Genomic DNA, 12163 nt, shown 5'->3' with positions numbered 1-12163 from the left:
ATTTTATAAAAATTAATATTTGATTTTGTTGATGATTATATAAGGACTATTAAGAGTATTAACCTCCTAATGGTCCTTTTTTGCCTTGATTTTTTATGTTATTTTGGGAATAATATATTAATAGTTAATTGGAAAATATTTTCCTTGATTATTATTCCTGCTAGTATTAGAATGAGTATATGCGAACATGTGTTTTTTATTTTGAGAAAAGTATGTTATGGGGGTGGAAATATGGATTTTAAGATAAAGTCTTCCTTCAAGGCGACAGGTGACCAGCCTCAAGCTATAGATGCCTTAGTAAACTCCATAGAGGAGGGGAATAAATTTCAGACTCTTTTGGGTGTTACAGGCTCCGGTAAGACCTTTACCATGGCCAATATAATTGAAAGGCTTCAAAGGCCGGCTTTAGTTTTAGCTCATAATAAAACCCTGGCAGCACAGCTCTGCTCAGAGTTTAAAGAGTTTTTTCCTGATAATATTGTAGAATACTTTGTATCCTACTATGATTATTATCAGCCAGAGGCCTATGTGCCTCAGACTGATACCTTTATAGAAAAGGATTCATCTATAAATGATGAGATAGATAAGCTAAGGCACTCTGCAACCTCTGCTCTTCTTGAGAGGAGAGATGTTATAATTGTAGCTTCAGTGTCCTGCATCTATGGATTAGGTAATCCAGAGGAATATGCTAAGCTTACCTTATCCTTAAGGCAGGGAATGTCAAAGGATAGGGATGAAGTTATAAGAAAGCTAGTAGAAATTCAATATGAAAGAAATGATATAGATTTTGCTAGAGGAACCTTTAGAGTAAGGGGAGATTCTCTGGATATAATTCCTGCCTCCCATTCCAATAAAGGATTGAGGGTAGAATTCTTCGGTGATGAGATTGATAGGATCAGAGAGTTTGATGTGCTTACAGGAAATATAATTGGTGAGAGACAGCACATTGCTATAACACCAGCATCTCACTTTGCTACCTCAAGGGAAAGGCTGGAGGTGGCTATAAGAGTCATAGAAGAAGAGCTGGAGGTAAGGCTACGAGAGCTTATAGATGAGGGAAAAGCCCTGGAAGCTCAAAGACTAAGGCAGAGGACCAATTATGATATTGAAATGATAAGAGAGATGGGCTACTGCAGCGGGATAGAGAATTATTCCCGTATACTAGATGGTAGAGCACCAGGAACTCCTCCTCAGACTCTCATTGACTACTTCCCTAAGGATTTTTTGATGTTCATTGATGAAAGTCATGTAACCCTTCCTCAGGTAAGGGCCATGTATGCAGGAGATAGATCTAGAAAGAATACTTTGGTAGAGTATGGCTTTAGATTACCCTCTGCCTATGATAACAGACCACTTCAGTTCCAGGAGTTTGAGAAAAAGCTTAATCAGGTGGTCTTTGTTAGTGCCACACCTGCTGCCTATGAGCTAGAGCATTCTACAGAGATAGCAGAGCAGATTATAAGACCTACTGGGCTTATAGATCCTGAAATAGTGATTCGTCCAATAAAGGGACAGATTGATGATCTGTATGGTGAAATAAAGAAGACCACAGAAAAGGGGTTTAGAACCCTGGTGACAACACTGACAAAAAGGATGGCTGAGGACCTGACTAAATACTTAAAGGATTTAGGGATAAAAACTACTTATATGCATTCTGATATAGATACCATAGAAAGAATGAAGATTATAAGGGATTTAAGAGTAGGTACCTTCGATGTTCTTGTGGGTATAAACCTTTTAAGAGAAGGCTTAGACATACCAGAGGTAGCTCTTGTTGCAATATTAGATGCCGATAAGGAAGGGTTTCTTAGATCAGAAACCTCTCTAATTCAGACTATTGGTAGAGCAGCGAGAAATTCAGAGAGCAAGGTAATCATGTATGCAGATAACATTACTAGGTCCATGAATAAATCTATTGAAGAAACCAATCGAAGAAGAAGCATACAGATGGAATATAATGAGAAGCATGGAATCACTCCAAAGACTATAATTAAGGATATTAGAGAGATAATTGAAGCGACTAAAACTGCAGAGGATTTGGGAGAATATAAGGGTAAGAGTAAGCTTCAATCCTTTGAAGAGGCGCTTTTGGAAGAGAAGGGTGCTCTCGATGAGATTATAGCCAAGTATCAGGCGGAAATGATGGAGGCTTCTAATAATCTTCAGTTTGAGAGAGCTGCATATCTTAGAGATAAGATAAAGGAGCTAAGGAAAAAGAAAAAGGACAAATAATACAAGTTAATAGTGAAGCTATAAATAAGAGAAATAGAAGAGATTCTTTTCTCTTCACTATTTTGATGGAGGAACTGGTTTAATATGAGAAATAATATTGTGATAAAGGGAGCTAAGGTACATAACTTAAAAAATGTTACAGTAGAAATACCTAGAGACAAGTTGGTGGTTTTTACCGGACTTTCAGGCTCCGGTAAATCCTCCCTGGCTTTTGATACCTTATATGCAGAAGGGCAGAGAAGGTATGTAGAATCTCTTTCTGCCTATGCTAGGCAGTTTTTAGGACAGATGAATAAGCCCGATGTAGAAAGTATAGAAGGGCTTTCTCCTGCCATATCCATAGATCAAAAAACCACCAGCAGGAACCCTAGATCTACTGTTGGTACCGTGACAGAAATATATGATTATCTGAGACTTTTATATTCAAAGGTAGGGGTGCCTCATTGCCCTAATTGCGGCAAGGAAATAACTCAACAGTCCGTAGATCAGATAGTGGATAAGGTGATGGAGCTTCCAGAACGAACTAAAATTCAGATCCTAGCACCTATAATAAGAGGGAGAAAGGGTACTCATGAAAAGGTACTGGAAAGCATAAAGAAAAATGGTTATGTGAGAGCAAGAGTTGACGGGGAGCTTTATGATCTTACTGAGGATGAAATAACCTTAGAGAAAAATATAAAGCATACTATAGAAGCTGTTATTGATAGGCTGATAGTAAGAGAAGACATTGGGAGAAGGCTTTCTGACTCTGTGGAGATGGCATTGAAGCTGGCAGATGGTCTGGTTATTATAAATATCATCGATGGAGAGGATATGCTTTTTTCTGAGAGATTTGCCTGTGCTGACTGCGGTATCAGCATAGATGAGCTGGCACCGAGATTATTTTCCTTCAACTCACCCTTTGGAAAATGTGATCGATGCGATGGTTTAGGAACTCTTCTGGAGATCGATGAGGACTTAGTTATTCCAGACAAGAATAGGAGCATTATGCAGGGAGCCATTGCCACCTGGGGAGAAGGAAGACTAAAAGAGGACTCCTGGACTTACAGTATATTAACTGCATTAAGCAAAAAATATAAGTTTGATCTTAATACACCAATAAAAGACCTGCCTAAAAAGATAGTGGATATACTATTGTATGGAACCAAAGGTGAAAAGCTCAAGGTAACCTATCAAAGAGATTACACCTCTGGACAGTTTAACCATAACTTTGAAGGGGAAATTAATTCCTTAAAGAGAAGATACATGGAGACTAATTCCGATGTAATCAAGGCTGATATTGAACAATATATGAGTGATAATCCTTGTCCAAAATGTAAGGGTGCAAGACTTAAGCCTGAGGCTCTAGGTGTAACCGTTGGAGATAAAAACATACATGAGTTCACAGATCTATCTATAAGAGATGAGTTGGAGTATATAGATAATCTTGAGTTTTCTGAGAAGAATAAGATTATTAGCGGTCAGATTATAAAGGAAATAAAGAGCAGGCTTAAATTCTTGATAGATGTGGGTCTAGATTACTTGGATTTATCAAGAAATTCCGGAACCCTATCAGGTGGGGAGTCTCAGAGAATAAGACTGGCTACACAGATAGGCTCCAGCCTTATGGGGGTTTTATATATATTGGATGAACCCAGCATAGGCCTTCATCAAAGGGATAATGATAGATTAATTGCCACCCTGAAGCATCTTAGGGATTTAGGAAACACACTGGTTGTGGTAGAGCATGACGAGGATACCATAAAGGAAGCAGATTATATTGTAGATATAGGACCTGGTGCTGGTGAGCATGGTGGAAACATAATTGCTGCAGGAACCTTAGATGAAATAAAAGAGGTTAAGGAATCAATAACCGCTCAATATTTAACGGGAGAAAAGGCTATTGAGGTACCTAAGGAGAGAAGAAAGGGTAATGGTAATAAGATTATTGTAAAAGGAGCAAAGGAAAATAATCTTAAGAATGTCAATGCTGAAATTCCTCTGGGAACACTGACCTTAATCACTGGTGTTTCTGGTTCTGGTAAGAGCACATTGATCAACGAGGTGCTTTATAAAGGCTTAAATAAGCTGGTAAATAGGGCAAGGGTACTTCCAGGAGAGCATAAGGAAATAATAGGAGCAGAGAATATCGATAAGATTATTGATATAGATCAGAGCCCTATAGGAAGGACACCAAGGTCTAATCCTGCTACCTACACAGGAACCTTCGATATAATAAGAGAGCTCTTTTCCAATACCTCCGAAGCTAAGATGAGGGGCTATAAGCCAGGAAGGTTTAGCTTTAATGTAAAGGGTGGCCGTTGCGAGGCCTGCAGTGGTGATGGCATAATCAAGATAGAGATGCAGTTCTTATCCGATGTATATGTGCCCTGTGAGGTTTGTAAAGGAAAGAGGTATAACAGAGAAACCCTTGAAGTGAAATATAAGGGTAAAAATATAGATGATGTGCTTAACATGACTGTAGAGGAAGCTCTGGACTTTTTTGAAAGCCTACCTAGAATAAAGAATAAGCTACAGACCTTATATGATGTAGGGCTAGGCTATATAAGATTAGGTCAGCCTTCTACACAGCTTTCAGGAGGAGAAGCCCAGAGGATAAAGCTTGCTTATGAGTTATCTAAGAGAAGCACAGGAAAAACCTTATATATTTTAGATGAACCAAGCACTGGCCTTCATATAGATGATGTAAAGAGGCTTATAGAGATACTTCAGCGTCTTGTGGATGCAGGAAACACCGTGGTGGTAATAGAACATAATCTGGATATTATAAAATCTGCAGATTATATCATCGACTTAGGACCTGAAGGAGGGGATAAAGGAGGAACAATCATTGCTAAGGGAACTCCAGAACAGATTGCAGCCTCTAAGGTCTCCTATACTGGTGAATATTTAAAAAGAGTATTATAGCTTTAAGATATATATTAAAGAGGCACAGTAAATGTGTCTCTTTTAAGCTATTATTCTAGTGCTACTGTCGCTTATCCTGCTCCATGAAAACATTAGATTTGAGTAAAAATACACTTATGAGAAATAATAGTGTATAATCATTATAGGCTGCTATATAATTATTAAGACTAGACATTTTAGCAGGCGAATTTGAACTTATATAATTATTAACGGAGTGATGATATGTTAATGAGATTACTTTCCTTTGCTTTTACAATAGTTTTTATTATCATTATTTATTTTATTATCATCTATGCATTAAGAATCATGTCTAGAGATGTAAAGCTGGGAAGCAGCAGGAAAAAGAGTGAAATGACGGATTTTGACCTGGGTCTTGAGGTAGTGAATCCTGGTGATAATAGCCTTTTAAAGAAGGGGTCTATGGTTCCTATAAGAGGAATTATTTCCTTGGGGAGAAAAGAAGATAATACTATCGTGCTTCAGGATAAATTTATTTCAGGTCACCATGCAAAGATTTTTATTAAGAATAGGGAATATATATTGGAAGACCTAGACAGCACCAACGGTACTTTCTTAAATGGAAAAAGAATTTACGGTAGAGTTAAGCTGGAGGAAGAGGATGAAATAACTCTTGGTAGCTTGATCTTAAAGGTAATTGGATAAGGAGTTGTATTATGAGAAGCTCAAAAGACGAAAGACGTATGCTGTTTTTGACTTATTTATTAGGTATTGCTCTATTTTTGAACTTATCAATACTACAGAGTCCCATAGATGTGGGAGCTTTAATTATGGCGGGAGTTATGTGTATAATTATAGCATATTCCCACTTTATTATTAGAAGGTTTTATCCCGATGGGGATAAATATATATTGATATTTGCTAGTATTTTATCTATTATCGGAATAGCAATGCTATATAGAATAGATATGATGATGTCTATTAAACAGGTGGTTTGGTTTGTTTTAGGAATGGCTGGTTATATTCTTATTGTAGTAGTACTGCCTGATTTGAAGAGATTCTTTAAATATAAGTATATTTATTTAGGTGCTACCTTAATTTTTATGGGGATGGCTTCCCTTATTGGTAGAGAAATTTATGGAGCAAAAAACTGGGTATTTATAGCAGGCTTTGGCTTCCAACCCTCGGAGCTTGGCAAGATATTTTTAATATTATACCTAGCTTCTGCCTTAAGAAACTACAAGGATTTTAAACAGCTTATTGAACCAGCGGCCATTGTTATGGTTTCTCTGGGCTTTATGGTGCTCCAGAGAGATTTGGGTTCAGCTCTTATAATATTTGGTATTTCAATAACTATGCTATATATTGCTACCTCTAAGTTTAAATATATAGCTGTTTGTCTTGGATTATTTTCTGTAGGGGCAGGAATAAGCTATAAGCTCTTCTATCATATTCAACGAAGAGTGATGATATGGAGAGATCCTTGGAAGTATTCAAATAATGAAAGCTATCAAATTGTTCAGGGGCTCATTGCTGTTGCTTCTGGAGGACTTTTCGGATTAGGCCTAGGCCAGGGGTATCCACAGTATGTACCGGTTAATTATAGTGACTATATTTTTGCAGTTATTATAGAAGAGCTGGGTGTAATTTTTGCCATTGGAGTTGTAATTGTATATTTCCTTCTCTGTTATAGAAGTATGAGGGCTGCCTTAAAAGCAGAGGACGGTTTTTCTCAGCTTTCAGCCGTAGGCTTCAGTGCCATGATAGCTTCTCAGGTACTGGTTATTATAGGTGGAGTATTTAACATTATTCCTCTTACAGGAATTACACTTCCTCTTGTGAGCTATGGTGGTAGTTCCATGCTTACTATCTTCTTCGCTTTAGGAATTCTCCAAAAAATCTCTGAGGAGGGGTAAGATGAATACAGATATACAGAAGAATATCAGAAGAGTTTTAGTTGTTTTTTTATTTTTATTTATTGCTTTAATTTCTTATATAGGCTACTTTCAACTGTTCAGGGCTGAAAGTATAGCAAGCAGCAATGAAAATGTAAGGCTCTGGGCCAAGAGAAATGAGGTAACCAGAGGCGTTATATATGATAGAGATAATGAAGTTTTAGCTGAAACGGTGGAAAAGAGTGAACTAAGCCAAAAGAGAAGCTATCCTCAAGGAGAGGTCTTTGCCCATGTGGTAGGATATTATGATGAAACCTATAGCCTTGCAGGCCTTGAGAACACCTTTGATGAGGAGCTCATAAGCTATAGTGTGGTAGAAAGCAGTATAAGCTCTCTTTTGGATTTTTTTAATCTGAAGGAGGCATTTAACACAAGGACAGAAGAGGAGATAAAGGTAGGAAATAGCATCATAACAACCTTAGATACAGATATACAGAGGGCTGCTTATCAGGCTCTTGGTACTAATAAAGGTGCGGTGGTAGTGCTTAATCCTAAGACTGGTGAGATTCTAGCTAGCGTTTCTAAGCCTTCTTATGATCCTAATAATCTTGCAGAAATATGGGAATCCATAAATACAGATACGGTGAATACTCCAATGTTTAACAGGGCTACTAGAGGCTTATATCCACCAGGCTCAACCTTTAAGGTAGTTACTTTAGCTAGCGCCTTAGAAAATATCAGCGGAGTAACCACTGAAGTATTTAATGACACTGGAAAGATAGTTTTTTCTGATAAAAAGACTACCTTGAGCAACTATAATAATAATGTATATGGACAGTTATCCTTAAAGAAGGCTCTTTCTGTTTCCTCAAATGTGGTTTTTGGAGAATTATCCATGGAGCTTGGAAATACTAAATTAAAAGCCACTGCAGAGAAATTTGGTTTCAATCAAAGCTTCACTGGGTCGGGGATACCAATTGAAAGTAGCAGATTTCCTGAATATAATTCTTCACAGGAAGGACTCATAGCTCAGTCTGGGATAGGTCAGGCTGGAATATTATCTACTCCCATGGAAATGGCCATGGTGGCAGCTGCTGTTGCAAATGACGGTGAGATAATGAAGCCCACTATAATTAAAGAAATTAAAACTAGCAGTGGTAAGACTGTTAGAGGTTTAAGTACAGAGGTTTTATATGAGGCTATTTCTTCAGAGAATGCTGCGATAATTAAGGATTATATGATAGGGGTGGTACAGGATAGAATCGGTTCCTCCTGGTCCAACGTGTTCAATGGCTTAAATGCAGCAGGGAAGACAGGAACTGCTGACTATGAGGTGAACGGAGAGGCTCAGGTGCCTCATTCTTGGTTCATAGGTTTTGCTCCTGCAGATAATCCTCAGGTGGCAATTGCTGTAATTGTGGAGAATGGTGGAACAGGAAGTACCCTGGCTGCTCAGGTATCTGGTAAGGTTCTAAAAGCAGCATTAGGACAATAATTAATTTAAAACATCCATAAATCAAAAGAGAAACCGGAGGGGATTTTTATATTTGACTTTGAGTATCAGTTAAAGATATTGCCGGAAAAGCCGGGAGTTTATATAATGAAGAACTCTCTAGGTGAGGTTATATATGTAGGTAAGGCTAAGATATTAAAGAATAGAGTAAGACAGTACTTCCAGAGCTCTAAGAGTCATTCGGAAAAGGTTAGAGCCATGGTTAAGAATATAGCAGAATTCGAGTATATCGTTACAGATAATGAGATGGAGGCTTTAATCCTTGAGGGAAATCTTATTAAAAAATATTCGCCAAGATATAATATATTGTTAAAGGATGATAAGTTTTATCCCTTTATAAAAATAACAACTAATGAAGATTTTCCTAGAGTTTTTGTCACTAGAAATTTTGCAAAGGATGGAAATAAATATTTTGGACCGTACACTAATGGAACTGCTGTTTATGAAACCATTAATCTCATAAATAAAGTATTTCCTCTAAGAACCTGTAAGAGGGTTATAATAGAAGGAGGGGAGCCAACGAGGCCCTGTTTATATTATCATCTTAATCAGTGTAAGGCGCCCTGTGCCAATTACATATCCAAGGCTGAATATGATGAAATGATAAAAAGCATAATGGATCTGTTAAATGGTAAGAATACGGCTCTTGTAAAGGAGCTGAAGGAAAAGATGGAGGAGGCTGCTAGTGAGCTAGAGTTTGAGAAGGCTGCCTCTTATAGAGATAAGCTTGCTGCTGTGGAGGCCATAGCAGAGAAGCAGAAAATATTTACCTCTCGTTCAGAGGATGAGGATTATATAGAACTATTTAGTGATGAGATTGATACCTGTGTACAGATATTCTTCGTGAGAGATGGCAAGGTGAATGGTAGGGAACATTTTATCTTCCAGAATACTGCTCAGGATGATAAAGGAGAAATAATTCAGGATTTCTTAACCAGCTTTTATGGTGGAACTGCTTTAATTCCAAAATATATTTATCTTCCAGAGGTATCAGATTTAGAGCTCATGGAAAATTATCTTTCTACTAAAAAAGGAAGTCGCTGCTTCATCAGAATCCCTCAAAAAGGGGATAAGAAGGACCTTTTACAGATGGTAAAAAATAATGCTCAGATAACCTTAGAGCAGTTTAAGAGTAAGTTGATTCAGGAAAAGGAAATTAACAAGGTTGCTCTCACGGAGCTTGCCTCTGTTCTTCAGCTAGAGGAGCTTCCTGTGAGAATAGAAGCCTTTGATATATCAAATATTCAAGGAATGGATTCCGTTGGAACCATGGTGGTTTTTGAAGAGGGTAAGCCCAAGAATTCAGATTATAGGAGATTTAAAATTAAGACGGTGCAAGGGGCAAATGACTATGAAAGCATGAGAGAAATTCTAACTAGGAGGTTCTCCCATGGTTTAGAGGAAATTAAATCTCTTCAGGAAAGAAATTTAGAGCTTTCTAAGGGGAAATTTCTATACTTCCCTGACCTTATTATGATGGATGGAGGAAAAGGGCAGGTAAATATTGCATTAGAAGTTTTAAAAAAGCTAAATTTAGAGATACCTGTGTGCGGAATGGTTAAGGATGACAAGCATAGGACCCGGGGGCTTATATTTAATAACCTGGAGCTTCCTATACCTAATGGTTCAAACTGCATGCATCTAATTACTAGAATACAGGATGAGGTTCATAGATACGCTATAACCTATCATAGGAGCCTCAGAGATAAGAGAACTCTTCATTCTATTCTAGAGGATATACCAAGGATAGGAGAGAAGAGAAGAAGAAATCTGCTTATGAAATTTGGAAGTGTTGAGAATATTAAAAAGGCTTCCATAGAAGAGCTTATGGAGACGCCTTCTATTGATAGGAAGGCGGCAGAAAGTTTAAAGAGTTATTTTATGGATAAAAAGTGATGAAATGGTTAATATTACTATAAGTATTTTAATAATTGTTAAATTTTTATTTTTATGATGAAGTATTTTTAAACCTTTATTAACCTTTGTGTTTAAAAATGCGATTTATGATATAATGGTTTTTGTTTGAATAGGGAATTAATTAAATCAAGGAGATAAGTAATGGATCAAAAACAAATGTTTGCTATGAAGCTAAAGGATGTTATTAAGACTGGAGAAGTTAATTTAAATATACCCATGAAAGAGCACACATATTTTAAGGTTGGGGGACCTGCAGATATATTTATTTCACCTTCTACTATCGAGGAGCTGAGAGGGGCTATCAATCTCTGTAGAGAAGAAAATATGCCTTTTATGGTAATAGGAAATGGTTCTAATTTGTTAGTTAGGGACGGAGGAATAAGAGGCGCTGTTATAAAGCTGTCAGATCTAAATAATATTGAGGTTAATGGATTAGAGATAACAGCAGAAACAGGTGCATTACTTACAGATGTATCCAAAATAGCCCTAAAGCATAGCCTTACAGGTTTTGAGTTTGCCTGCGGTATACCTGGAAGTGTCGGTGGTGCTGTTTTTATGAATGCTGGTGCCTATGATGGAGAACTGTCCTTTGTTATCGAAGAAGCTGAGGTTATAGATCAGGATGGAAATATATTAGTTCTAAGTAAGGATGATCTTAATCTAGGATATAGAACTAGCGCTGTTATGACCAATGGTTATATTGTACTGAGGGCAAAGTTTAAGCTTAAGCAGGGAGAATATGATAAGATTAAAGGAAGAATAGATGAGCTTACCTTCAGAAGAGAAGATAAGCAGCCTCTAGAATATCCTTCTGCTGGAAGTACCTTCAAAAGACCCGTAGGTTATTTTGCTGGAAAGCTTATTCAGGATGCTGGTCTTAAAGGCTATACCATGGGAGGAGCTGCAGTTTCTGAAAAGCATTCAGGGTTCATTATAAATAAGGAAAAAGCTACGGCAAAGGAAATCCTATCTCTAATAGAGCATGTGCAGAAAACTGTTATGGATATGTTTGGAGTTGAGCTTCATCCTGAGGTTAGGATTGTGGGAGAAGAGGAGATTTAGAGAAGAGAGAAAAGAGAATAGAGAATAGAGAATAGAGAAGAGAGGTAAATTATTAGCTGCGCTAATAGGGAGATTATTAGCTTCGCTAATAGGTGAGGGAGATAAGAGCAAGAGATAAAAGATAAGAGCAAGAGATAAAAGATAAGAGCAAGAGATAAAAGATAAGAGCAAGAGATAAAAGATAAGAGCAAGAGATAAAAGATAAGAGATAAGAGACAAGGGCAAAAGATAAGAGACAAGGGCAAAAGATAGAAGAAAAGAGCAAGGGACAAGAAGCAAGAGCAAAGATAAGGGCAAAGGAATAAAAAAGAAGGGATGGCTTGTGTGAGGGGGCATTCCTTCTTTTTGTTGGTGGTATAGGATTAATTTTTTGTGCTTAGGTTATTGGTTTTCGTTATTGTTGTAGGGGTTGTTGTAGTTTGGGTTTTCGGGGATTATTATGGCGCAGATGATGTATGCTATTAGGCCTCCGAAGCCTAGGCTCATGATGGTGATAAGTACCCATAGGAGTCTTATTAGTGTTGGGTCAGTGTTGAAATATTCTCCAATGCCACCGCATACGCCAGATAGCATTTGGTTGACTCTTGATTTATAAAGCTTCTTGTTCAAGTTAATCATCTCTAGAAATAGATAAATTAGTATTGCAATTTATTTGATATAATAATACCATTATAGCAGA

Annotated in this window: 8 protein-coding genes; 7 read left to right on the top strand and 1 reads right to left on the bottom strand. The window is 37.3% G+C overall.

All coding sequences use genetic code 11. From position 1 onward, the window contains the following. Positions 1 to 231: 231 nt before the first annotated feature. From uvrB to murB, 7 genes are all read left to right on the top strand, one after another. The gene (gene uvrB / locus ACPWSR_RS02455) at positions 232 to 2232 is read left to right on the top strand and encodes an excinuclease ABC subunit UvrB (protein WP_426350113.1); all 2001 of its coding nucleotides are present in this window, start codon (positions 232 to 234) and stop codon (positions 2230 to 2232) included. 84 nt (positions 2233 to 2316) lie between these two features. Further along, the gene (gene uvrA / locus ACPWSR_RS02450; protein WP_426350112.1) at positions 2317 to 5139 is read left to right on the top strand and encodes an excinuclease ABC subunit UvrA; all 2823 of its coding nucleotides are present in this window, start codon (positions 2317 to 2319) and stop codon (positions 5137 to 5139) included. Positions 5140 to 5361: 222 nt separating this feature from the next. Beyond that, on the top strand, positions 5362 to 5802 hold the full coding sequence (locus ACPWSR_RS02445; protein ID WP_426350111.1) for an FHA domain-containing protein: 441 nt from the start codon (positions 5362 to 5364) through the stop codon (positions 5800 to 5802). Between the two features lie 11 nt (positions 5803 to 5813). Further along, positions 5814 to 7013, top strand: a complete 1200-nt coding sequence (locus tag ACPWSR_RS02440; RefSeq protein WP_426350110.1) for an FtsW/RodA/SpoVE family cell cycle protein — start codon at positions 5814 to 5816, stop codon at positions 7011 to 7013. Between the two features lies 1 nt (position 7014). Further along, on the top strand, positions 7015 to 8487 hold the full coding sequence (locus tag ACPWSR_RS02435; protein WP_426350109.1) for a peptidoglycan D,D-transpeptidase FtsI family protein: 1473 nt from the start codon (positions 7015 to 7017) through the stop codon (positions 8485 to 8487). Between the two features lie 78 nt (positions 8488 to 8565). Then, a complete protein-coding gene (gene uvrC / locus ACPWSR_RS02430; protein WP_426350108.1) occupies positions 8566 to 10401 on the top strand; it encodes an excinuclease ABC subunit UvrC in 1836 nt (611 codons plus the stop codon). Positions 10402 to 10563: 162 nt separating this feature from the next. Next, positions 10564 to 11484: a UDP-N-acetylmuramate dehydrogenase gene (gene murB / locus ACPWSR_RS02425; protein WP_426350107.1), complete on the top strand. Its 921-nt coding sequence runs from the start codon at positions 10564 to 10566 to the stop codon at positions 11482 to 11484. Between the two features lie 381 nt (positions 11485 to 11865). On the opposite strand, the gene ACPWSR_RS02420 is transcribed toward murB, so the two are convergent. Beyond that, positions 11866 to 12093, bottom strand: a complete 228-nt coding sequence (locus ACPWSR_RS02420) for a PspC domain-containing protein (protein WP_426350106.1) — start codon at positions 12091 to 12093, stop codon at positions 11866 to 11868. Positions 12094 to 12163: the final 70 nt, after the last annotated feature.

Origin of the sequence: Alloiococcus sp. CFN-8, from assembly GCF_049943125.1 — a bacterium.
Lineage (GTDB): Bacteria > Bacillota > Clostridia > Clostridiales > Clostridiaceae > JAEXZL01.
This window is presented reverse-complemented; position numbering and strand designations above follow the sequence as displayed.